Origin of the sequence: Streptomyces sp. A3M-1-3 (assembly GCF_024213665.1) — a bacterium.
Classification (GTDB): domain Bacteria; phylum Actinomycetota; class Actinomycetes; order Streptomycetales; family Streptomycetaceae; genus Streptomyces.
Map to the genome: position 1 here is coordinate 94,497 of NZ_JANAVP010000013.1, position 22,616 is coordinate 117,112.

25 protein-coding genes and 1 pseudogene are annotated in these 22,616 nt (G+C 70.0%); 19 read left to right on the plus strand and 7 right to left on the minus strand.

The window, feature by feature from the left end:
• Positions 1-54: 54 nt before the first annotated feature.
• Entirely contained in the window at positions 55-519 is a 465-nt protein-coding gene (locus tag NLX86_RS16905; RefSeq protein ID WP_254372537.1) for an SRPBCC family protein, read from the plus strand.
• A 35-nt stretch (positions 520-554) separates the two neighbouring features.
• The gene (locus tag NLX86_RS16910; protein ID WP_254372632.1) at positions 555-818 is read left to right on the plus strand and encodes a hypothetical protein; all 264 of its coding nucleotides are present in this window, start codon (positions 555-557) and stop codon (positions 816-818) included.
• 126 nt (positions 819-944) lie between these two features.
• Here NLX86_RS16910 and NLX86_RS16915 read toward each other — a convergent pair whose 3' ends face one another.
• The 3 genes from NLX86_RS16915 to sigK all read right to left on the minus strand — a co-directional run bounded on the left by NLX86_RS16915 (position 945) and on the right by sigK (position 2,562).
• Entirely contained in the window at positions 945-1,136 is a 192-nt protein-coding gene (locus NLX86_RS16915; RefSeq protein ID WP_254372538.1) for a DUF6381 family protein, read from the minus strand.
• Positions 1,137-1,300: 164 nt separating this feature from the next.
• The gene (locus NLX86_RS16920) at positions 1,301-2,041 is read right to left on the minus strand and encodes an anti-sigma factor domain-containing protein (protein WP_254372539.1); all 741 of its coding nucleotides are present in this window, start codon (positions 2,039-2,041) and stop codon (positions 1,301-1,303) included.
• Positions 2,038-2,562 carry an ECF RNA polymerase sigma factor SigK gene (gene sigK, locus NLX86_RS16925; protein WP_254372625.1) on the minus strand — a complete coding sequence of 175 codons (525 nt, stop codon included), beginning with the start codon at positions 2,560-2,562 and terminating at the stop codon, positions 2,038-2,040. Before sigK ends, NLX86_RS16920 begins: the two co-directional genes overlap by 4 nt.
• Positions 2,563-2,797: 235 nt before the next feature.
• Here sigK and NLX86_RS16930 point away from each other — a divergent pair, with 235 nt between their 5' ends.
• Together NLX86_RS16930 and NLX86_RS16935 are read left to right on the plus strand one after the other, a co-directional pair.
• Positions 2,798-4,384 (plus strand): molybdopterin-dependent oxidoreductase, encoded by a 1,587-nt coding sequence (locus tag NLX86_RS16930; RefSeq protein ID WP_254372540.1) that lies wholly within the window; start codon positions 2,798-2,800, stop codon positions 4,382-4,384.
• A 61-nt stretch (positions 4,385-4,445) separates the two neighbouring features.
• Positions 4,446-5,096, plus strand: coding sequence for a fasciclin domain-containing protein (locus NLX86_RS16935; RefSeq protein WP_254372541.1), 651 nt, complete (start codon positions 4,446-4,448; stop codon positions 5,094-5,096).
• A 102-nt stretch (positions 5,097-5,198) separates the two neighbouring features.
• Here the strand turns inward: NLX86_RS16935 and NLX86_RS16940 are convergent, their stop codons facing one another.
• From NLX86_RS16940 to NLX86_RS35070, 3 genes and pseudogenes are all read right to left on the minus strand, one after another.
• Entirely contained in the window at positions 5,199-5,600 is a 402-nt protein-coding gene (locus tag NLX86_RS16940) for a hypothetical protein (protein ID WP_254372542.1), read from the minus strand.
• A gap of 139 nt (positions 5,601-5,739) precedes the next feature.
• Positions 5,740-6,210, minus strand: a complete 471-nt coding sequence (locus NLX86_RS16945; protein WP_254372543.1) for an MFS transporter — start codon at positions 6,208-6,210, stop codon at positions 5,740-5,742.
• A 70-nt stretch (positions 6,211-6,280) separates the two neighbouring features.
• Positions 6,281-6,607, minus strand: a pseudogene (locus tag NLX86_RS35070) (MFS transporter); the annotation flags it as partial.
• On the opposite strand from NLX86_RS35070, the gene NLX86_RS16950 reads away from it, so the two are divergent.
• Both NLX86_RS16950 and NLX86_RS16955 read left to right on the plus strand, forming a co-directional pair.
• Entirely contained in the window at positions 6,561-7,040 is a 480-nt protein-coding gene (locus NLX86_RS16950; RefSeq protein ID WP_374213901.1) for a maleylpyruvate isomerase N-terminal domain-containing protein, read from the plus strand. The pseudogene NLX86_RS35070 and the gene NLX86_RS16950 sit on opposite strands and share 47 nt — an antisense overlap.
• Before the next feature lie 189 nt (positions 7,041-7,229).
• Positions 7,230-7,388 (plus strand): hypothetical protein, encoded by a 159-nt coding sequence (locus tag NLX86_RS16955; RefSeq protein WP_254372545.1) that lies wholly within the window; start codon positions 7,230-7,232, stop codon positions 7,386-7,388.
• Here NLX86_RS16955 and NLX86_RS16960 read toward each other — a convergent pair whose 3' ends face one another.
• Entirely contained in the window at positions 7,389-8,333 is a 945-nt protein-coding gene (locus NLX86_RS16960; RefSeq protein ID WP_254372546.1) for an RICIN domain-containing protein, read from the minus strand.
• Positions 8,334-8,660: 327 nt separating this feature from the next.
• Here NLX86_RS16960 and NLX86_RS16965 point away from each other — a divergent pair, with 327 nt between their 5' ends.
• From NLX86_RS16965 to NLX86_RS17025, 13 genes are all read left to right on the plus strand, one after another.
• On the plus strand, positions 8,661-8,852 hold the full coding sequence (locus NLX86_RS16965) for a hypothetical protein (RefSeq protein ID WP_254372547.1): 192 nt from the start codon (positions 8,661-8,663) through the stop codon (positions 8,850-8,852).
• 96 nt (positions 8,853-8,948) lie between these two features.
• A complete protein-coding gene (locus NLX86_RS16970; RefSeq protein WP_254372548.1) occupies positions 8,949-9,488 on the plus strand; it encodes a MauE/DoxX family redox-associated membrane protein in 540 nt (179 codons plus the stop codon).
• A gap of 21 nt (positions 9,489-9,509) precedes the next feature.
• On the plus strand, positions 9,510-10,085 hold the full coding sequence (locus tag NLX86_RS16975; RefSeq protein ID WP_254372549.1) for a hypothetical protein: 576 nt from the start codon (positions 9,510-9,512) through the stop codon (positions 10,083-10,085).
• The gene (locus NLX86_RS16980) at positions 10,082-11,959 is read left to right on the plus strand and encodes an ABC transporter ATP-binding protein (RefSeq protein ID WP_254372550.1); all 1,878 of its coding nucleotides are present in this window, start codon (positions 10,082-10,084) and stop codon (positions 11,957-11,959) included. Before NLX86_RS16975 ends, NLX86_RS16980 begins: the two co-directional genes overlap by 4 nt.
• Positions 11,959-12,450 carry a S26 family signal peptidase gene (locus tag NLX86_RS16985; protein ID WP_254372551.1) on the plus strand — a complete coding sequence of 164 codons (492 nt, stop codon included), beginning with the start codon at positions 11,959-11,961 and terminating at the stop codon, positions 12,448-12,450. Before NLX86_RS16980 ends, NLX86_RS16985 begins: the two co-directional genes overlap by 1 nt.
• A 108-nt stretch (positions 12,451-12,558) precedes the next feature.
• Positions 12,559-13,350: a rhamnogalacturonan acetylesterase gene (locus NLX86_RS16990; RefSeq protein WP_254372552.1), complete on the plus strand. Its 792-nt coding sequence runs from the start codon at positions 12,559-12,561 to the stop codon at positions 13,348-13,350.
• A 115-nt stretch (positions 13,351-13,465) separates the two neighbouring features.
• Positions 13,466-14,941 carry a sugar transferase gene (locus NLX86_RS16995; RefSeq protein ID WP_374213898.1) on the plus strand — a complete coding sequence of 492 codons (1,476 nt, stop codon included), beginning with the start codon at positions 13,466-13,468 and terminating at the stop codon, positions 14,939-14,941.
• A gap of 120 nt (positions 14,942-15,061) precedes the next feature.
• A complete protein-coding gene (locus tag NLX86_RS17000; protein ID WP_254372554.1) occupies positions 15,062-15,580 on the plus strand; it encodes a putative colanic acid biosynthesis acetyltransferase in 519 nt (172 codons plus the stop codon).
• Positions 15,577-16,695: a glycosyltransferase gene (locus NLX86_RS17005; RefSeq protein ID WP_254372555.1), complete on the plus strand. Its 1,119-nt coding sequence runs from the start codon at positions 15,577-15,579 to the stop codon at positions 16,693-16,695. The genes NLX86_RS17000 and NLX86_RS17005 overlap by 4 nt, the downstream gene beginning before the upstream one ends.
• Complete coding sequence (locus NLX86_RS17010) at positions 16,692-17,714, plus strand: NAD(P)-dependent oxidoreductase (protein ID WP_254372556.1); 1,023 nt, start codon at positions 16,692-16,694, stop codon at positions 17,712-17,714. Before NLX86_RS17005 ends, NLX86_RS17010 begins: the two co-directional genes overlap by 4 nt.
• A gap of 176 nt (positions 17,715-17,890) precedes the next feature.
• Positions 17,891-19,354: a hypothetical protein gene (locus tag NLX86_RS17015; protein WP_254372557.1), complete on the plus strand. Its 1,464-nt coding sequence runs from the start codon at positions 17,891-17,893 to the stop codon at positions 19,352-19,354.
• On the plus strand, positions 19,351-21,012 hold the full coding sequence (locus tag NLX86_RS17020) for a hypothetical protein (protein ID WP_254372558.1): 1,662 nt from the start codon (positions 19,351-19,353) through the stop codon (positions 21,010-21,012). Before NLX86_RS17015 ends, NLX86_RS17020 begins: the two co-directional genes overlap by 4 nt.
• Complete coding sequence (locus NLX86_RS17025) at positions 21,009-22,595, plus strand: oligosaccharide flippase family protein (RefSeq protein WP_254372559.1); 1,587 nt, start codon at positions 21,009-21,011, stop codon at positions 22,593-22,595. Before NLX86_RS17020 ends, NLX86_RS17025 begins: the two co-directional genes overlap by 4 nt.
• Positions 22,596-22,616 lie beyond the last annotated feature (21 nt).

Consider the following 22,616-nt stretch of genomic DNA (forward strand, 5'->3'; position numbering starts at 1 on the left):
CCGGCACGGGGAGGGCCGGGGCAATTGCTTCGCCGAGGGCTCGTGGAGGCGCAGATGGCCGTACGACACCAGCTGATCAAGAGGCCTCCGGCCGTGGTGTGGTCGGTGCTCGAGGACGGCTCCCGCTATGCCGACTGGGTCGTCGGTACGTCGGATTCCCGACCGGTCGACGGCAACTGGCCCGAGGTGGGAGCGAAGATCGAATACGACGTCCGGCTCGGGCCGTGGACGGTCAGCGGGCACACCGTCGTACGGCGTCACGAACCACCCGAGTGGCTCGAACTGGAGATTTGCAGCGGCCCGCTCGGCACCGCGCGGATCGCCATCGACATCCGGCCGTGGGGTCCGGACACGTTGGTCATCGTCGACGAGCACCCGCTGCAGGGCCCCGGCGGCCTGCTGCACAACGCCGCCGTGGACGCCCTGCTCCAAGCACGGCACCGCAGCATGCTGGGCCGCCTCGCGGAAGTGGTCGAGAAGGCGCCGAGCCGCCACCGCGCGGACACGCCCGCGACATGAGCGTGCGCCCGACGGGCCCGGAGGGGAGGCAGGCCATGCCCGACGCAGTGGTGATCGGAGCGGAGCCCAACGGTCTCGTCGCCGCGAACGTCCTGGCCGATACCGGATGGAGCGTGGAGGTGCTGGAGGTGCTGGAGGTGCTGGAGGTGCTGGAGGCGCAGGACGAGCCCGGGGGAGCCCTGCGCAGCGATCGCTCATTCCGGCTGCCCGCGCGCTGGCGCGAACCGACAACCGCACGGCGGCGATTGCCGCATGCGTCGCCACGCTGTTCGGCAGCTGGTACGGCGCCCACATGCTGACCACGTGGTCTATGCCATCTGAACGGATGGACCACGCCCCCGTGGTGCCCGACGCCGTGGCGGCCGTCGGCCTCTCACCCCTGGAGGAGCATGGGAGGCAAACGGCCGCCGGGCGGTGCGGTGGTGTCACTCCGGGGGATAGATGTCCCCGCCGCCCATGCTGCTCTGCTGCTCGCTCTGCTCCTGGAGTCTCCTGGCCCTCTCCTGGAGCCGTTGGCGCTCCTCGGGGTCGGTCGTGCGCTCGGCGGCTTCGTTCATCTGCTGGGCCTTCTCGCGCATCTGCCGCGCTCGGCCTCGGGATTCATCTGCGACGCTCATGATCACTCCTTGCTGTGGGGGAGGAGCGGCTTCATCAGCGAACCAGCGCCCCCACGGCTCCGCATCTCGAAGCGTCACGGTCCGCTACCGGTCACAGTCTGCGCATGGGCAGCAGAGGCAACTCCGAGGGCCACGTCCACCGTCTCAACCAACCTCCCACCGCTTCAGGCGGGGAGGCTGATCCAGCCGAGGGGAGGGGATGTGGGTTGTGGTGAGCCGCCTTCGGGCTCGACCGTGACGCCCACGCCCGTCGCCTCACCGACGGGACCGTCGAGCAGACGCAGCTGCTGGCCCGCGGCGCCGCTCAACAGGCCGGCCGGGCGGAAGGTGCCGTCGTCGCTGAACCACAGTTCGTACACCTTGCCGGCCGGGAGCTGTGGCATGCCCGAGGCGATGAAGGCCGCAGCGTCCTGGCTGCGCGACAGGGCTACGGACACCGTGGCCCCATCCGCGAGTTTCTGGGTCAGGACCTTCGTATCCGGCGCGGCCAGTACGTCCGCCACGGCCGCCTCCCGCTGTTCGGCCTGCTGCACCGCCGTCCTGGCGCTGTCGGCTTCCTGGTGCTGCCATACAGCGACGCCGCCGAACGCCGCAGCGGCCGCCACGCACGCGGCCAGCACGACGCGGGGCATCCACCGGCGCGCCCGCCGAGGCCGCTCGCGCGTGAGGAGCGGGTGCTCCTGCCGGGTAGCGGCAACCCGTTCCAGCACCCGGTCCTTGAATTCCGCAGGCGGAGTTACCGCCATGGCCCGGCCGAGCCGCGCGGCCGCGGCCGACAGCTCGGCCACCTCCTGTGCGCACGCATCGCAGGTGGCCAGGTGCTTCTCGAACTCCCTGCGTTCGTTCTCCGGGAGCGCGTGCAGCGCGTAGGCGCCAGTGGCGGTGTGCAGGTCGGCGCCGCTCATGGCTCTCCTCCCAGACAGTCACGGAGCCGGATCAGGCCGTCGCGCAGCCGCGTCTTCACCGTCCCCAGAGGCAGAGACAGCGAACGGGCCACCTCCCGGTAGGTCAGGCCCTGGTAGTAGGCCAGGGCAACCGATTCGCGCTGGATTTCGGTGAGGGTGCGCAAGCAGCGCCGTACCTCCTGCCGCTCCAGGCGCGCCTCGACCTGTTCGGTCACCTCGTCGAAGGGTGTCGTCTGCTCCAGCAGGGCCGCTCTCTGCTCGCGGTCCCGCAGCGCCTGCGTGGACCGCACGCGATCCACCGCCCGCCGGTGGGCGAGCACCATGACCCATGTCATGGCCTTGCCCCGCTCGCGGCGGAACCGTCCGGAGGTGCGCCATACCTCGACGAGCACGTCTTGCGTCACTTCCTCGGCCTGCGCCGGATCCCGCAGGATCCGGGACACGAGTCCCATCACAGGTCCGCTGACCGCGTCGTACACGGGGCCGAAGGCGTCCCGGTCACCTGAAGCGACCCGGGCCATCAGCTCGTCCAGGTCCAGCTCACTCGACTGGCGTCGGGCGTTGCGTCCGCTGCCGGCGGATGACACGCAAGTTCCTCGCTCACCTGTTGTGTCGGCACACTCGGGCGATCTCGCTTCCATGTCATCACTGATTCGGAGCTGACGCACCTGTGGATTGGTCCACACCAAAGCGCGGGCGGGCAACGATCTTCACTTGATCGGGTGATGGCCCAATCCGCCGAGCAGGTGGCTCCGAATGGTGACTGTGAGGATCACCGGAACCACCTTCTTCCGCGGCGCACCGGCCGCGCTCAGTGGCCTGCTCTCCGGCTATGCCGCGCTGGCCGTCGCCGAACTCGTCGCGGCGGCGGTCCGGCCCGAGGCCGGCCCGGTGACTGCCGTGGGCGGTGCGGCCATCGACCGCACACCCGCAGGGGTCAAGGACTGGGCGATCCGCAACTTCGGGACCAACGACAAGTTCGTGCTCCAACTCGGCATCGTCATCGTGCTGGGCCTGCCGGCCATGGCGCTCGGGCTGTTGGCGCTGCGCCACCGACGCCTCGGTGCGGCCGGTGTGCCGGCATTCGGTGTGGTCGGTGCGGGTGCGGCCATGAGCCGGCCGGACGCGACCGGCCTCGTCGACGCACTGCCCTCCCTCGTCGGCGCCCTGGCCGGGGCGGTCCTCCTGTACGTACTCATCGGCCGGCTCACCGCACAGCCAAGTCCGGCCTCCGAGCCGGGTGCCGAGGCCGGCTGGGACCGCCGGGGGTTCCTGGTCGCGGCCGGTGCCGCTGCGCTCGCCTCGACCGGCGCCGGCGCCCTGGGGCGCGGCCTGAGTACCTCCCGAGGGCAGGACGCGCTCGCTTCGCGGGCAGCGGTGACACTGCCGGGCCCGGCTTCTCCCGCCGCTGCGGTGCCGCGCGGTGCGGCCCTGCGTATCCCCGGGATCAGCCCGTTCGTGACACCGAACAGGACCTTCTACCGCGTGGACACGGCGCTTGTCGTCCCGAAGGTCGACGCGATGCGCTGGCGGCTGCGGATTCACGGAAAGGGCGTCACCCGTCCGCGGACGCTCACGTTCCAGAACCTGCTGGAGCGGGAGCTGATCGAGCGGGACATCACCTTGACCTGTGTATCCAACGAGGTCGGCGGACCGTACGTGGGCAACGCCCGGTGGATCGGTGTACGGCTGGCCGACGTGCTGCGCGACGCCGGTGTGAAGCCGCCGTCGAAGGGCGGTCCCGCCGACCAGTTGGTGGCCCGCTCGGTGGACGGCATGACACTCGGCACCCCCGTCGAAGCCGTCATGGACGGCCGCGACGCGATGCTCGCGGTCGGCATGAACGGTGAGCCGCTGCCGCTCGACCACGGCTTCCCGGTGCGGATGCTCGTACCCGGGCTGTACGGATACGTCTCGGCCTGCAAGTGGATCGAGGACATCGAGCTCACCACGTTCGACGACTTCGACCCGTACTGGGTGAAGCGCGACTGGGCGCGCGAGGCACCGGTCAAGACCCAGTCCCGTATCGACACGCCCAAGCCGTTCGCCCGGCCCAAGCCGGGGACCGTCATGGTCGCCGGCGTGGCTTGGGCCCAGCGCCGTGGCATCGACCGGGTCGAAGTCCGCGTCGACGACGGGCCCTGGAAGCAGGCCGACCTGGCGGCGGAAGCCACCACCGACACCTGGCGCCAGTGGTCCTTCCCCTGGGAGGCAACGCCCGGCGGACACACCCTCACCGTCCGTGCGACCGACCGGACCGGCCGGCCGCAGACCGACAAGCGCGCTCGCCCCATCCCCGACGGAGCGAGCGGATGGCACTCGGTGGTGGTCACCGTCGACTGACACGCCGCTCCACCACGATGCCCAATCCCAGTTCAGCACGACCAATTCAAGGAGAACCGTCATGAACGCCCTTCGCATCCGCCGGGCCGCCGTCGCCATGGCAGCCGCCGCTGTGCTGCCGCTGGCTCTGACCGCCTGCTCGGACGACAGCTCCGACTCCGGCTCCGACAGCGCGGCCGGCAGCACGGAGTCCGCCCCGGCGGAGACCACCCCCGGCACGGACGACGCCGCTGCCACGGACAAGCCGTTCGGTCCGGCGTGTGCGTCGGTACCCCAGGACGGGGCCGGCAGCTTCGACGGCATGGCCAAGGACCCCGTCGCGACTGCCGCGTCGAACAACCCGGCACTGTCCACCCTGGTCACCGCGGTCAAGCAGGCCGGGCTGGTCGACACCCTCAACAATGCCCAGAACATCACGGTGTTCGCGCCGACCAATGACGCCTTCGCCAAGATCCCCAAGGCTGACCTCGACAAGGTCCTCGCCGACAAGGACATGCTCACCAAGATCCTCACCTACCACGTGGTGGGCGAGAAGCTCACCCCGAAGCAGCTCGAGAGCGGCTCCTACGAGACGCTCCAGAAGGGCATGCTGACCGCCTCCGGCTCGGGCGAGGCGTACAAGGTCAACGACACGTCGAACGTGGTCTGCGGCAACGTCCCCACCGCCAACGCCACCGTCTACATCGTCGACACCGTCCTCATGCCGAAGTAGCACGTCCGAGGTGTCGGAGGTACTGAAGTAGCACCGCAGAGGTGGGGTCCCGGGACTGATGTCCCGGGACCCCACCTCTGGTTCGCGAGGCGGCTGCTGCGCTCACCTGTGGTGGCAGTCCCAGTGGCCCTTCACCCAGTGATGGTCCCAGTGGCCGGGAACGTAGACGTACTTCCAGTGGCCCTTCCACTTGCCGTCATGGTCCCAGTAGCCGTGGTGCCACTTGCCGTGGCGGTCGTAGTAGCCGTGGTGCCACGACTTGTGGTCGTCGTGGTGAGTCTTGACCCAGTTCCTCTCCCAGTGGCCCTTGACCCACTTCTTCTCCCAGTGCCCCTTGTCCCAGTGGCACCGGCCGTCGTGGTCGCCGGTGACGTACGCGGTCGCGGACGTGGGCGCCGGAGCGGCGGTAGCCGTACCGGCGGCGCCCAGAGCGGCACCCCCGGCCAGCAGACCCGTCGCGGCGGCGCCTGCCACCAGGCGGCGAACTCGGATGGGAACGGTCATCAGTCACACCTCCTCGATTCCGATCGGGCGTACGCGCACCGGTGGTACCCCGCATTCAGGCCGAGATCCCTTCACCCGGCCTTCTCGGATCCGGCGCCGATGCGCGTACGGCTTCACACGGGTGGTTCGGAGCAGGCCCTTACCCCGGATTGGAGCAAAGCGGAAAAGCATGAAAAGTACCTTGTGGTGAGGGGTGGTTACTGAACCGCTCGGCGGAGGCAAGACTGCCTGCTCCGGCGAACACGGCCACGCCGACCGCGATCCCGAAGACGCCCCCGAGCTCACGCATCATGCTGTTGATACCGGCCGCCTTGCCGATCTCCTCGCGCGCCACGGATCCGACGACCGAGGTCTGGACCGCCGGGATCGCCATGGAGACGCCGCAGCCGGCGACAACCAGCGGCGCGATCATGGAGCCGTAGGGCAGATCGGGCCGCGCGATCAGCGCGATCCAGCCCATGCCGACCGCCTGCAGGAAGAGCCCTCCGGCCAGGAACGGCCGCTCGCCGAACCGGTCGGCCAGCGCGCCGGCGACAGGCGCGCAGAAGAACAGGGTGACCGTCCAGGGCAGCAGCCGGAGCCCCGCGTCGAGCGGCCCGTAGCCGAGCACGCTCTGGACGGCAGGCCACCCCCAGCCCGGCGACGCCTTCCAGCACCCCGATCGCCACGCCTCTGCGCTCCGGCGGGAAGGCCGAGCTCACCAGCGCCAGGGCCAGCGTCATGACCAGCGCGGCACCGACACCCTGCACGGCGCGGGCCACGATGAGCGCCTCCACACTGCCCGCCAGCGCGCATGCCGCCGACGCGGTGACGAAGAGCCCCAGCCCGGCGGCGAACATGCGACGTCGGCCGAACCGGTCGCCGAGCGCCGCCGCCGTCATCAGCAGCACGGCGAAACTCAAGTTGTACGCGTTGACCGTCCACTCCAGGTCCTCGATCGAGGAGCCCAGGTCCAGCCGGATGGTGTGCAGCGCGGTCGATACCACCGGGGTGTCCAGCGCCGCCATCAGGGAAGCCACGGAGGCCAGGGCGAGGACCCGTGCCCTCGCGGCCGCCACCGGCTCCTGCGGCGGCGCCGACCCTGCCCTGACCTTCCGCCGCCGGGCCGGCCGGCTGCTCAGCGCCTGTGGCGAACAGGGCCCCGGCGACCGCCTCATCGCCGTCGCCGACTGCCCGCTGAGCGCCGACCTCATGGCCCGCACCGGCGCCCTGGAGATCACCGTCCACGGATGGGATGTCGCACAGGCCTGCGGGCACCCCCGGCCGATCCCGCCCCCGCTCGCCGCCGGTCTGCTGCCCGTCGGCCGGCTGCTGGTCACCGAAGCAGAGCGGCGCATCGCCTTCGCGCCCGCGATCGCCCTGCCCTCGTCGGCCTGCCCCGGCGACCGCCTTGTCGCCTTCCTCGGCCGCGATCCACGGGCCTGCTCCCCGGCCGGCTGAAAGGCGAGCCCACCGCTCCGTCCGGACCGGGTAGAGGGAGGGAGGTGCACGGCGCGAGTTTCGGTTCCTCACAACGCGGAAGTGGCGGTCCGCGTCGTAGAGGAGGGCGTACCCCGTGAAGAAATGCATGGTCTTCGCCGGTACGGGTAGACGGGCCGCCGACCCGAGCCCGACACCAGGAGAGACAGCGTGGCAGCGAACCCGCCCATATACGACCAGCTGGTCCAGGAGCACGGCGACGTCGTCAAGGAGGCCCGCGACGCCGCCCATCAGACGCAGCGGCAAGCCGAAAACGTGCTGGACTGGAGTGGCCTGCGGCCACCGCCGCCTCGCGACGAGAGGCGATGATCAGGCGGCAGGGCCGATCAGGAAGACCTGGCCGCCCTTTCCCACGCACCGCTCCATCACTGCCTCGGTGCCCTCGGACGTGTCCGACCCCTTGATGCCCACGCAGCCCTGTCCGTCGACGCGGAGCACGTACCGGCCGCTTCCGTTGCCTGCGTGCGGTTCGATGTGGAAACGGCTGCCGTCCTCACAGGCGTCCATCGGTTCCAGCAGCCCCGCGCCCGGCTCGCCCGTCAGGGCCTTCAGGCAGCCCTTGCCGTAGTCGGGGTGGTGCCATTGGATGCGGTACATGTCCCCGCCCACCGGCTCCAGCATGGTGTTCTGCGGTGCCACGCTGCCGCACGGCCGCTGCACGGCGACGAGCGGGGTGTACCGCCGGTCCTTGACCCGTCCGTCGGTCAGGCACAGCCGGGGTTCCGTGACGGGACGGATGCGTACCCAGCCGCTCGGCGGCGGAACCCAGGCACCGGACGGCGTCGACCGCCCGCCGGTAACGGCCCGTTCCTGCTCCGCCGGTGCGTCGGTCGAGGGGGACACCCAGGCCGTGGCGGCGGCCAGGATCGCGACGGCCGCCACCACGACAAGCAGAGCGGGAACCCTGCCGGGCCCTCTGAGGAACGCCGGACGACGGGCCGGCCCCGTCTGCGCCACCTCGTCAGCCTGCTGCCCGGCAAGTGCCTCCCGCGCCGCCAGCCACACCGAGACCCGTTCGCCGTCTCCGCAGGCGTTCACGAAGGCGGCCAGCAACTCCGGACGCGGCAGCGTCGTGCCGCCCAGCACGGAAGCGACGGTACTGCGGGGCAGTACCTCACCCCGGTCGGCGGCCCGCTGTTCGAGCCGGCGGTAGGTCAGTCCGGCGGCGCGCTTCAGTTCCCGCATCAGCGCCACGAACTCGGCCCCGTCCCGCGCCTGCTCCGGATCCAGGTTCCCGGTGGTCTCCGTCTCCATGCACCAGATGCTCTTGAGCGTGGCGCCCCCACGGCTATAGCGGATTCCGCCATACCCCCGGGGGGCCGACGGCTTGTCCGAACCTCGTCGTGCGCACCGCGGACAGCCTCCCGCCGGCAGCCCCGCTGTCCCCCTGCGACCTGGGCGAATCCGCGTCGGCGGCTGTCCGGCGCCCCGGCCCGGACCGTTCGGGACCGCTCAGGACTTGTCCAGGACTGTCCGGGACCGTCCGGGACACCCAGGAAGGCTGACACGTCTCCCACCGATCCCGCAGGTTGGTCCCGGCACCCGACCGGGTGCTCTCGCGAAGACGACAGGAGTGTCGAGATGCTCAAGAAGCTGGAAGCGATGGGAGCCGGTCTGCTCGAGCGGTTCGTCCCCAGGATCGACGCGTCGGCGGGATCGGCCGCGTGTGGCTGGAAGAGCTTCCCCGCGTGCTGGCAGTGCCCCAACAACCGCCCCTGCAAGGCGTACTGCTGCGACGGGCACGGCTGCTCCAACCCGGTGCAGTGCCAGTAGCTTCCGCGCGCACCGGCCCATGACGGACGCGGCGCCGGGCAGCCGGTTCACGGCGTGTCCGGCGCCGCACCACCGCACACACACCGAGGAGGTGTGATGCCGTACCTGGCCATCGGGATCCGCTGTCTGCTGGGCGCGATATTCCTGGCGTCGTCGGTCAGCAAAGTAGCAGGACGAGGATCTTTCGGGGCCTTCGTCACGTCGGTCCATGCGCTGCGCATCACGCGGCCGGAGCGGGCCCGGCCGGTGGCGGTGGGTGTACTGCTGGCCGAGTTCGCGGTACCCGTCCTGCTGTTCGCTCCGCTGCCCGCCCCAGCCGTCCCGGCCGGACTGGTGGCTGCCGCAGGGCTGTTGAGCGTCTTCGCGGCCGGCATCGTACGGGCGCTGCAGCGCGGGACCGCTGCCCCGTGCCGATGCTTCGGGACCGCCACCGTCCCGCTGGGCATCCGGCACGTCGTACGCAACGCCGTCCTCGCGGCGGCGGCCGTGGTCGGCGTCCTCGCCGCCTTCCGTCCCGGACCCGTGCACCCCGGCGGCGTGGCGACGGCCGTCCTCGCCGGGCTGGCCCTGGGGGCCCTGGTGGCCACGCTGGACTACATCGCCGAGCTCTTCCGGCCCGTCCGCGCACTCCGCTGATGACAACCAACAGGAGACCGCATGCCCTTCCTGACAGCGCTCGTGGTGTTCGTGGGGTTGCTCTGCACCCTGGACCTGATTCTCACGCTGGGCGTGATCAAGCGACTGCGTGAGCACACCGAGCTGTTGACCGCCCCGCCCCCCACGCCCGCCGTCCCGGTGGGCGGGAGGATCGCGGACTTCGCGACGACGACGGTCGACGGTGAGCCGCTCAGCCAGGCGATGTTCGTACGCGACACGCTCGTCGCCTTCTTCTCGCCCAGCTGCGGGCCGTGCAAGGACAAGCTTCCCGCGTTCGTGTCGTACGCGAGGAACACGGGCGCCGCGGAGGACCGGCCGGTGGCCGTCGTGGTGGGCGACCGGGACCAGGCAGCCGGCTTCATCTCCAGCCTGGCGCCCGTCGCGCGGGTCGTCGTGGAGGATCCCGAAGGAGCGATGGGGCTGGCCTTCAAAGCCGAGATGTTCCCGACCCTGCTCAAGGTCGCACCGGACGGCGAAGGCGCCCTGGTGGTCACGGACAACCAGGTGGAGCTGGAGAAGCGGCCCATGGCCGGCGCTGCCGCCGCTCCCGCCGACGGTCCGCACTCGCCGGCATGAGCAGGAGCGAGCCCACCGGAGCGGCGGACGCCACGGCCCTCACCCTGCGGCACGCCGTCGCCGCGCTCTCCCTCACCGCCACTGCCGCGCCATGGTCGTTGCTGTCCTACCTGGCACTGACGCTCATCGGCGGCGCGCTGCCCGTGGCAGCGGCCTGGCTCACCTCCCTGCTCCTGGACGAGCTGGTTACCGCGGCCCCGTGGGAGTCCTTGCTCGTGCTCGCCGCCGGCCTCGCAGCCGTGGGCGTCGCGGCCGGCGTGATGCCGCACCTGAGCCACTACCTCCGGGCCGAGCTGGAGCGCAGGGCCGGACTGCTCGCCCAGGACCGGCTGTTCAGCGCCGTCGAACGGTTCACCGGGCTGGCCCGATTCGAGGACCCGGCCTTCCTGGACCGGCTGCGGCTGGCCCAGGGAGCCGGCGGGACGGCTCCCAACCAGGCCGTCGACGGGGTGCTGGGAGGCGTCCGGGCCACCGTGACGATTGTGGGGTTTCTCGGCTCACTTCTCCTTCTCGGCCCGCTGCCGGCGGCCCTGGTGCTGGCGTCCGGTCTGCCTGTGCTGGCCGCGGAGATCGCGCTGTCGCGGCGCCGAGCCCGGGTGCTGTGGGACGTAGGGCCCATGGAGCGCCGGGAGTTCTTCTACGGCGATCTGCTCGCCGGCCTGGAAGCCGCGAAGGAGATACGGCTCTTCGGCGCGGGGCCGTTTCTGCGCGGCCGCATGCTGACGGAACGGCGTGCCGCCAATGCGGCGAAGCGGGCCGTCGACCGCCGGGAGGCCCTCACCCAGTCGCTGCTGGGGCTGCTCGCCGCCCTCGTCGCGGGTGGCGGACTGCTGTGGGCGGTGGGCGCGGCGCGCGGAGGGACACTGACGATCGGGGGCATCGCGATGTTCGTCGCCGCGGTGACCGGGGTGCAGGGGGCGCTGTCGACTCTCGCGGCGGAGGTGGCCAGGTCGTACCAGGCACTGCTGCTGTTCGATCACTTCCTGGTCGTGACGACGGCCGGCCCCGACCTGCCCGTGGCCCTGCGGCCCCGGCCGCTGAGCGCACTTCGCCACGGCATCGAGCTACGGGACGTGTGGTTCCGCTACTCCGATGCGCATCCCTGCGTGCTCCGCGGAGTCAGTCTGTTCATCCCCCGCGGCGCGGCGATCGCCCTCGTCGGACTCAACGGAGCGGGCAAGTCCACGCTCGTGAAACTGCTGTGCCGGTTCTACGACCCCACCGGGGGTTCCATCCTGTGGGACGGCACGGACATCCGTGACCTCGACCCCGGCGAGCTGCGGCGCCGGATCGGCGCGGTCTTCCAGGACTACATGCGGTACGACATGACGGCCGCCGACAACATCGCCCTCGGGGACCTCGACGCGCTGGGCGACCGGCAGCGGATCGAGAACGCCGCCGAGCGCGCGGGCATACACGACGCGCTCACCGCCCTCCCGTACGGGTACGACACACTGCTGTCGCGGATGTTCTTCATGGAGACCGAGAAGGAGAACCCGGAGACCGGGGTGGAGCTCTCGGGCGGGCAGTGGCAGCGCCTCGCGCTGGCGCGGGCCTTCCTGCGGGAACGGCGCGACCTCATGATTCTGGACGAACCCTCCGCCGGGCTCGACGCGGTGGCCGAGCACGAGACGCACACCTCACTGCGGCGGCATCGCGAGGGCCGGACCAGTCTGCTCATCTCCCACCGGCTCGGGGCGGTACGCGAGGCGGACACCATCGTCGTACTCGCCGAGGGGCGCGTCGTGGAACAGGGCGACCACGCCGCGCTGATGGCCGCCGACGGCACCTACGCCCGGCTGTTCACCCTGCAGGCGTCCGGCTACCGCCCCGACGGGGAGCAGCAGGACCCGGCCCTCACGGGAGGACGGTGATGGCCGACCGGACGGTCGGACTCCTGTACGCCGCGCTGGCGCGCAGGCTCGTCGCCGTGACGGTGCGCGGGGCGAGCATGGAGCCGTCGTACCACGACGCCGACCGGGTGCTCGTACGCCGCGACGTGGCACCCGTACCGGGACAGGTGGTCGTGGTGGAGCGTCCCGCGGCAGGTGCGGGCTGGCGGCTGCCGCCACTGCGGCGACGGGGGAGCGCAGCGGAGGTGGCCGGCCGCCAGTGGCTGATCAAGCGGGTGGCGGCGGCGCCGGGAGACCCGGTGCCCCGTGACCGGGTTCCCGCCCTGGCCGCCGTCCCCGGGGATCACGTGCCGCACGGCAGCCTGGTCCTGCTGGGCGACAACCAGGACGTCAGCTTCGACTCGCGCCGGGTGGGCTACTTTCCGGCGGATCGAGTGCTGGGCACCGTGCTCCGCCGGCTCCCGCCCGCGAACGGCGCAGGCACGGGGCCCGGAGCTCGTCCGTACGGCTGATGGAGCAACCAGAGTTGGCGTGCGACGTGCGCAGGGGCAAGGCTCCAGTCAGAGACGGTCATCCCGGCGACAAAGGGTTGAATGATGTCGTGTATACGTGTGGCGTTCGTGGCGTTGCTGTCCGCCTTGCTGTGCCTCGCCCCCGGCGGACCCGCTTCAGCGGTAGAGGGAGCGGACGACTCGGCCGCGCGCCGGACTACGGTCTATCTCGCCGGAGACTCGACCGTCGCCAGTTATTCCGAATCGGTCCGTCCCATGGCGGGCTGGGGCCAGATGATCGGCCAGTTCTTCACCGGCGAGGTGGAGTTCGAGAACAGAGCGCTCGGGGGACGCAGTTCGAGGTCCTTCGTGCTCGAGAGCCATCTCGACCGAATCCTCGCCACGATCAACCGCGGCGACTATCTGTTCGTTCAGTTCGGCCACAACGACAAGCCGCTGACGGACTCGCTGTGCGCGTCGAAGCCGTTGTACTGCAACCGGCACACCGAGCCCTGTACGACCTACAAGCGGTACCTGGCGAAGTACGTGGACGGAGCCCGCGCACACGGCGCCACGCCCGTACTGATAACCCCGATGGGAACGCGCAAATTCGATCGGAAGGGGCGGTTCGTCAATGAGTTCTCCGACTACGCGAAGGCGATGCGGCAACTGGGCGCCGAACGCAAAGCGCCCGTCATCGACCTGAACGCAAGGAGCATCGCGTTCTACAACCGCATCGGAGTGCAGGCCAGTAAGGACGTCTTCCTGCACGTCGCTCCGCGCACGTATCCGGCCTATCCGTCGGGCAAGGCGGACAACGTGCACTTCCAGGAGTACGGCGCGGCCCGGCTCGCCCGGATGGTCGCCGAAGACGTACGGCGCAGCGACCTGCCGATCGGCCGGTATGTCGCGACCCCGTAGGGACGTCATGAATCGTCAGATATTGATATAAAAATTCCAGTGAGGCGTGTTGCTGCCGGCAGGTGGGTTGTTGCAGTCGCGCCCGTTCGTCTCCGTCGGGGTAGCAGGGAGAGCCATGCGGCGGTTCAGAGTCGCGGCAGAACGACAGGCGTCCTCTGTCACGCCGCACAGGAAAGCATCAACCTGGCACCGAGACACGAAGGCCGGCTGGTATCTGCCCGCTGTGCTCTTCTTCGACTCCGCCGGAGCAGCGCTGCCACTGGCGACGGCGCTCTCCGCGGCCGGTCAGCCCCACCCCTTCCAGCATGCGGCGATCGCGACCGCCATCTGGCTGCTCACGGGTGTGGTCGGCAAGCGCTACGCGTCCTGGAATCTGGGTGAAGGCCACGCCGGCCCGGTGTTCCGGGACTGGCTGGTGATGCTCGGCACGCTGGCGGTCCTGCGGACCGTGAGCGGTCTCGACAGTGCACCGGCCGCGGCCTGCGCCGCACTCGTTCCCTCCCTCGTGGTCACCGTCGTCTGCCGCAAACTGATCCACCGGGACCTGATGGCCACGCGCCGGCACGCCCAGGCGCTCCGCCATGTGCTGGTCATCGGTGAGGCCGCCGCGGTGGACGAGGTCGTCGGCCAGCTGGCCCAGCGCACCGACCACGAGTACGTCGTGGTGGGGGCCTGCGCGGTGGGTGCGGGCGACGTACGGTCCGGCGTACCGGTGTACGTCCGGCTCGGGGCGGAGCGTCCAGCCGTCCTCGCCGAAGACGCCTCGGCCGTACTCGAGGCGGCGGACGCACTCGGCATCGACCTGGTCTTCGTGAGTCCGGGCGGGCACATGTCGGGGGACCGACTGCGACAGCTCTCCTGGGCTCTTCACGACCACGGATGTCCGCTCGCGGTTCTCCCCGGCATCTTCGACGTGGCACGGCACAGGATCCGGCTCACCTCGGCGGCGGGGCTCACCATGCTGCACGTCGCGCCTCCTGCCCGCCACGGCGTGCCGGCGGCCGTGAAGTCCGTCATCGACCGGATGGGCGCGTTCCTCCTGGTCGTCCTCGCGGCTCCGGTGCTGACGCTGCTCGCGCTCGCCGTCCGGGTGGGTTCGCCCGGCCCCGTCTTCTACCGTCAGACCCGGGTCGGCAAGCACAACACACACTTCCCCATGTGGAAGTTCCGCACGATGGTGGTGGACGCGGAGCGGCTGAGGAGCAACCTGGAGACGGCCAACGAGAACGACGGCCACATGTTCAAGATGCGCAATGATCCGCGCATCACACCGATGGGCCGTTTCCTGCGCCGCTACTCGCTGGACGAGCTGCCCCAGTTGCTCAATGTCCTGCTCGGCCATATGTCACTCGTCGGTCCACGTCCGCCCCTTCCGGAGGAAGTGGCCCACTATGACGACGTGGAGATGCGCAGGCTGAGCGTCAAGCCCGGCCTCACCGGACTGTGGCAGGTCAGCGGACGCTCCGACCTCACCTGGCACGAGACCGTCTCCCTCGACCTGCGCTACGTGGACAACTGGTCGTTGGCCTGGGACATGGACGTCATGGCCCGTACCGTCCGCGCGGTGCTGAACGGACGTGGGGCGTACTGAACTCCAGGCGCCCACCGCCGCCATCCCGCCGCCCGGCATCGCATTCAGTGCATTTTGTGATGATATGCATAAAGGCTTGCGGAGGCGGATATTCATTCGTCCTCAGGAAGGGATCTCGACGTGGAGCGTTCGCTGCGTGGCTTCACCGGAGCCGGCTACGACAAGGGCCGTCCGCTGCTCGTACAGGCTGCCTGGTTCGTCGTGCTCAGCCTCGTCTTCGTCAAGTGGTGGTTCCCCGCCCGCTGGCGGCCCGCCGTGCTGCGCGCCTTCGGCGCGCGGATCGGGCAGCGGGTCCTCATCCGCCATCGGGTGCGGGTGCACTGGCCGTGGAAGCTGGTGGTGGGCGACGACGTATGGATCGGTGAGGACGCCTGGCTCCTCAATCTGGAGACCATCACGATCGGCAGCGACTCGTGTGTCTCCCAGGGCGCACTGCTGTGCACCGGAAGCCACCGGCGCCTTTCCCCCACCTTCGAGTTCGACAACGGCCCCATCACGCTGGAGCCCGGCGCATGGGTCGCGGCGAAGGCCGTGGTGTTGCGCGGCGTCACCGTGGGACGTGGCTCGGTCGTGGGAGCCGCATCGGTCGCCCATGCGGATGTCAGACCCGGAGCGGTCATCATGACGGGAGTCACATGAGAGTCGTACACGTCGTCACACTCGTCAGCGACGACGGGGCCTTCGGCGGCCCGACGAGCGTGGCTCTCGGCCAGCTCCAAGAGTTCGCCGCGCGTGGCCACACGGTTACGCTGCTGTCCCTGTGGCGTGGCAGATCCCGGGCGCCGGCGCGGATCGGCTCGGTGCCCCTGCGGTCCAGACCGGCCCGCTCACTCATTCCCGGCCAGGGCTTTCTCGGGCTCATGCATCCGTTGCTGGTACGCGACATCTGGCGGGCCACGAAGGATGCCGATGTGGTGCACATCCACGCGGGCCGCGATCTGGTCTCGCTCACGGCGCTCGTGCTCGCCGTCCTGCGGCGCAAGAGGTTCATCGTGCAGACCCACGGCATGGTGGAGCCCAGGCACACGACCGCCGCCCGGCTCTTCGACCGGGCGTACATGCCGTTGCTGCGCAGGGCACGCGGATGCCTGGTCCTGACCGAGGTCGAGGGACGGGCACTGGTCGAGGCCGTCGGGCCGGACGGCCCGCCGCTGCTGCCGCTGCCGAACGGCGTACGCCCGCCGACCGGCCGCGAGGAGTGGGAACCCCGAGGCCGGGAGGTGCTCTTCCTCGCACGCCTGCACCCACGCAAGCGCCCCGAGGCGTTCGTCGAGATGGCCGCGCTGGTCCACAAAGAGGTGGCTGACGCACGCTTCAAGCTGCACGGGTCCGACGAGGGACTGCTGCCGGTGCTCCGCGAACTGATCGCCGCCCGCGGACTGGAGAAGGTCGTCTCCTACGGCGGCGCACTGGAGCCCGCCGCGGCCGTACGTGCCTACGCGAAGGCATCCGTGTACGTACTGCCCAGCGTCAACGAGCCGTTCCCCATGACAGTCCTCGAAGCGCTCGCCGCCGGCACGCCGGTGGTCTGCACCGACAGCTGCGCCATCGCGGGGGAGCTGGCCCGCCGCGGAGCGGCAATCGTCACCGACGGCAGCCCTGAGGCGATGGCCGACGCGGTGTGCGATCTGCTCGGTGACGAGGACCTGCGGCGTTCACTCGCCGAAGCGGGTCGCCGTGCCGTCGAGGAAGTCTTCTCCATCCGCGCGGTGGGAGACCGACTCGAAGAGATCTACCAGAAAGAGATCTCGTGAAGGTTCTTGTCACCGGCTCGTCCGGCCTGATCGGCAGCTATCTGGTCAGGGAACTGCTCACCCGCGGCCACAGCGTGGTCGGCGTCGACAACTTCTCCAAGTACGGGCCGGCCGGGCGCCGCATCCTGGATCATCCGCAGTACCAGCTGGTCCATGGAGACGCACGCGACGCGGATCTGCTCACGGATCTGCTGGTCGACTGCGATCACTTCGTGGCCGGCGCCGCGATGACCGGCGGCATCTCCTACTTCCACACCTTCGCCTACGATCTCCTCGCCACCAACGAGCGGATCACCGCCGCGGCGTGCGACGCCGCGATCCGGGTCCACGGCAACGGGCCGCTGCAGAAGGTGACTTACCTGAGTTCCCCGATGGTGTACGAGAACACCGCCTCCTGGCCGTCCAAGGAGGGTGACGAGCGGCACGTGCCACCACCGTCGTCCTCGTACGGCTTCCAGAAGCTGGCGGTCGAGTACTTCGCCCGGGCAGCCTGGGACCAGTACAACCTTCCCTACACCATCGTGCGGCCCTTCAACTGCGTGGATGTGGGCGAAGAACGCACGGCGGGCCAGGGCGAGGAGCGCTCCGGCGACATCAAGGTCAGCATGTCTCACGTGGTCCCCGACCTGGTGCAGAAGGTGCTCAAGGGACAGGACCCTGTGCACATCCTCGGCAGTGGCACTCAGGTGCGGCACTTCACGTACGGCCGGGATCTGGCTCGCGGGATCTGCGAGGCGGTCTTCCAACCCGCCGCCCTCAACGAGGACTTCAACCTGGCGAACGCCGAATCGACCACCATCCTGGCCCTCGCCGAGCGGATCTGGCTCAAGATCAAGGGCGAGGACGTGCCGTTCCGCTGCACCACCGACACGCCCTTCGAACACGACGTGCAACGCCGGAGCCCCGATGTGGCCAAGGCCAGGGATGTTCTCGGGTTCGAGGCGACCACCCCACTGGACGAGATTCTCGACAAGGTCATCCCGTGGGTACGCCAGGCCATCACGGACGGCCGGCTCTGACCGCAGCGCCGGTGCACCAGCCGCTCCTTTCGCCGCGTTGCGGCGCATGGGTCACATAGAAGCGAATTGCCCGTCTTGTGCGGTATGTCAGTTCATGCGGTGGCGCCGGCATGAGGTACAGATGGCGTTTGACGCCGATTAATGCTGTCAAGTCCGGATAAGACGAGGGGGCGCAGGTGCAGGCCGGTCAAGTCCGCAGCGGGGCTGCGGTGAGCAGTTGGGCGGTCGTACTGATCGGGCTGCTCCCCGGATTGATCCTGAAGGAGCTCGACGTGCGCCTCGGTGCGGCGCTCGCCGTGCAGTGTGTCGTCGTGGCGCATGCCGGTGGCGCGCTTGCCCGAGTGCTCACGGCTACGACAGTACGGCTGGTCGCGTTCGGTTTCTGGCTCTTCGCTTATGTATGGCTCGGGCTGGCCCCGCTCGCCATGCTCGCCACTGATCAGTACCCCCTCGGATACCGGGCGGGGGAGAGCGCCGCTTTCACCGCCGCCGTTCTGATCGAAGTAGGGCTCCTGGCCTATACCGCGGGAGCCACCCTCGCGGCCCGGCACGCCAAGGACCGGTCCGTCGTACTCGAGGCGGTGCTCTCCCGCAGGATCGCTCCACTGCCCGTGATCCTTCTGTGCGGCCTGGTGTTCGTTCTTGCAATCGCGCTGATTCCCCAGCAGGGCGGGCTGACCGCCTTGTTCACCAGCCGGCAGGCGGTGCGGGAGGCAGGTGGCGGCGGCTCGGCCGACAGCGTGTCCCGGGCACTGGTGGCCTGGTCGCTCGCCGTGCCTGCCTTCTGGGCGCTGTTGGCCCTGGTGCACCTGCCGCTGCTGAGGGACGGAGACCGGTTGCTGCGTGGCGTTCGCTGGATGCTGCTGCCGCTTCTGCTCGCTCTCAACGTTGTCGTCAACAATCCGATCAGCAAGCCCCGCTTCTGGGCCGGGACCGTTCTGCTGACGCTGCTGTTCGCATCGAGTCGCATGTGCCGTCCGCGGGCGTTCCGCATCACGGCGGCCGCGCTCGTGGCCACAGTGCTGCTGGTCTTTCCGTACAGCGACTACTTCCGCTACGACGAACGCCGAGCGGTCAACGTGGTCTCCGTCGCGGAGCAGTTCACCTCGAACATGGACTACGACGGCTTCCAGCAGATGCAGACCGGTATCGACTACGCGGAAGACTCCGGTTTCTCGCCGTCGAGATTCCTGGGACCTGTCCTCTTTGTGGTCCCGCGCTCGGCCTGGCCCGACAAACCGCAGGACAGCGGCGTCCAGCTCGCCCAGTTCGCGGGCTACCGCTTCCACAACCTCTCCGCACCGCTATGGATCGAAAGCTACCTCTGGGCCGGTTTTCCGTCAGTGATCGCCGTATTCCTCCTCCTCGGTGCGGTCGGCCGCCGGATGGACGACATCCGCAGCCGGCTTCCGGGCGGCTACGGCACCCTGGCCGTCCTGCTGGTTCCGGCCTTCGCCATTTACCAGATGGTCCTGCTGCGGGGCAGCCTCATGGGCATCGCCGGACCACTGTTCCTGCTCATGACCATTCCGTTTTTCATCACTACCCGCGCCGCCCGGACACCCCGGTTCTCGTCAGCGGCGGTGCCGGCCGGCACCGCCGGCCACGCAACAATCTCCGGAACAGGAGGGCATCCGTGACCGGCCCCACCAGCTTTGACGACCGATACAGCGAGCCGGACCAATTGCGCGACCAGCTGCGCCGACTGCTGAGGTACCGCAAGACCATCGCGCTGGGGATCGCGCTGGGGCTGCTCTGCGGAGTGCTCCTGGCGCTGTTCCGTTCCGACCGCTACACCTCCACCGGTGAGGTGGTCGTGCGCTCGGCAGCGGACCCGTTCAGCTTCAACGTGTCCATCGACCAGCAGGTGAGCATGGCCACCGAGCGGCAGGTCGCGCTCAGCACGACGGTCGCCACCCGCGCCGCGAAGGTGCTGAGCGGACCGGTCGGCGCCGCTGCCCTTCGGCGGGACCTGAGGGTGAGTAACCCGCCGGACACGCAGGTCCTGCGCTTCGAGTACACCGCCGGCACCCCCGATCGAGCCGCCCGCGTCACCCACGCATTTGTCAGGGCCTACCTTGCCGACCGCGAGGACCGGACCGAGGCCAGGGTGGAGCGGATGACGACGGCCCTGGACGAGCAACTCGACACGTTGGGCAAACAGAGCAAGTCGACGAGCGGGGCAGCGCGCACAGGTGTGCAGACCCAGATCACCACGCTGCAGAAGCGCCTCGCGGATCTGAAGATCCGCGACACCACCGGGGGTGACATCGTGTTCGAGGGTGGGCCGCCTGCTCAGCCCACCGGACCGCGGAAGGCGGTAGTCATCGGGCTCGCCCTGCTGGGCGGACTCATCCTGGGCATCATCGTCGCCTGGCTGCGCTGTGTCCTCGAACCGCGGGTGCGCTCCGTCTCCGACATGCAGAGCAGCCTGGGTGCGCCGGTGCTGGGCATCCTGCCCGGCGCGGTCGAGGACGATGAGCTGCTGGCGGTCGGCCGCTCCCGCAGCCGCCTGACCGAGGCCTACCGTACGCTCGCCTTCCGGCTCACCCACGACCAGCGGTCCGCCGGCCGCAGCAGCCTGCTGGTCCTGGCACCGCGAGAGCACCGGAACGCCGAGGCCGTCGCCGTGAACATCTGCGCCGCGATCGCGGAGATCGGTCACGACGTGGTGCTCGTGGACGCCACTGCCACCACGCCCGCGCCGGCGAGCCGGCTGCCGCTCCTTCCGGACTGCGACGTCAGCGACGTCAGCGACAGCGACCTCGCCGCTGTCGTCGTCGACGCGGGCAAGGCAGGCCGTTTCACTCTCCTCTCCGGCAACGGCGGGACCGACGCCGCGGGTTCACCCGCCGCACTCGGGGCAACCTGCCTCCTGCCCGCCACCGACCCCGCGACCTCCGTCGTGGTCCTCACCCGGGCTCTGCTCGATCAGGCCGACGGCCTGGCTCTGGCCCAGCGGGTGGACGGGGTCCTCGTGGTGGGCGGTCTGAACCTCACCAGGCGAGACGACCTCAGGCGGGTGCGCGAACTGATCGCCTGCGCCGGGGGGCGCGTCGTGGGCTCGGTGCTCGACACCGGTGCCCGGGGTGGCCGGCTCAGTGACGCCCTGGACGGCGCCCGGCACCGCAGGAAGAAGTACCGCGCACGGGTCACCCCGGTCCTCCCCGACGCCGGCCCGCAGGTGCGCCCAGTCGCGGATCGCTCCGGTGAAGGGCCGCGCGCCGAGACGATCCCCCAGCCGGACGCGGGCTCGTCCGATGCGCAGGACGAAACGCTGACGGCCTCCAAGGGATGACCGCACCGGGAACGGCCGTACCCGATGCGGAAGAGGCGGCCATCCCGACCGGGGTGGCCGCCACCGCACGAGGCGGCTGGTGGGCCTTCCTGGGATCGGGCGCGAACGCGGTGTTCGGCTTCGTCCTGGTCGTTCTGACCACCCGGTCGGTCGGGCTCCACGAGGCAGGTGCGGTGTTCACCGGCGTGGCCGTCTTCACGATCCTGAGCAACGCCTGCAAGCTCGGCGCGGATACGGGCCTGGTGCGCTTCGTCTCACGCGACCTCGCGATGGGCGGAGGACGCGAGGTGGAGGCGCTGGTGCGCACCGCCGTGGTGCCGGGAGCCCTGGCCGGCACCACGGCCGCCGCGCTGCTCTTCTCCGCGTCCCCGCTGTCCGCGTCCCTGCTTCCGCAGATGGCCCCGGCGGACGCACAGACGCTCATCAGGCTCTTCGCACTGTTCCTCCCCGTGGCCACGGTCTCCATGCTGCTGCTCGGCGCGACGCGCGGCTATGGCACGGTACTGCCGTTCGTCGGTGTCGAGCAGATCGGCAAGCCGCTTCTGCGCGTACTTCTCGCCGTACCGGTCGCGGTGCTCGCGCCTGGCGTGCTGACCCTCGCTGCCGCGTGGCTCGTCCCCTCACTGGCCGGCGCCGTGGGCGCCTGGCTCGCCCTGCGGCGGTGCCGCGCAGCGCACACAGGCACTCCGCGGCAGCCCGGAGGCGCCCTCCCCTGGCGGGAGTTCTGGTCCTTCGCCGCCCCCCGCGCCATGTCGTCCGTCTTGGACATCGGCGCGATCTGGGTCGGTGTCATCCTGCTGTCGGCACTGGCGACGACGGAGGAAGCGGGCCTCTACACGGCCATCGGCCGGGTCATCACCGCGGGAACCCTGCTCCAGCTCGCCATCCGGCTCGCCGTCGCTCCGGAGATCAGCCGCTTGCTCGCCCTGGGTGAAACAGACCAGGCGCGCGGCCTGCACCGGATCTCCACGCGCTGGATTGTGCTGTTCTCGTGGCCGCTGTTCGTGATGCTCGCCTGTTTCCCGGCCACCGTGCTGTCGGTCTTCGGGGCGGGGTTCGGCGAGGGGGCGGGTGCCCTGCTCGTCCTGTGCGCGGCATCGGTGGTCAACATCTCGGTGGGTAACGCGCAGACCGTGCTCCTCATGGCGGGGAAGAGTTCCTGGCACCTGGCCGTCACCGGCGCCGCCTTCGCGGTGCAGCTGGCCACCGGCCTTTTCGCGGTGCCCCGTTGGGGAGTTGTGGGAGCTGCGGTGTCGTGGGGCGTGGCGATTATTGTCGAGAACCTGGCCTCGGCCTGGCTCGTACGCCACCGTCTCGGCTTTACGACCATCGACGGCGGATACCTTGCGGCAGCCGGAGTCGGGCTCTGCCTTGTCACGGCACTGGCGCTTCCCGTCCGGTTGCTGGCCGGCGACACGGCACGAGGACTCGCCGCCGGAATCGCCCTAACGGTATGCGTACTTAGTATAACTTTGTGGCGATATAAGAAGACGCTGGGTGTGAACGACCTCGTCTGCCTGCTCCGCAGGCGTACTTCGCAACCGCGTCACTCCAGGCTCCCCGCGGAGCCCGGAACGCCGTAGTCCGTCCTCCCGCCCATCGCC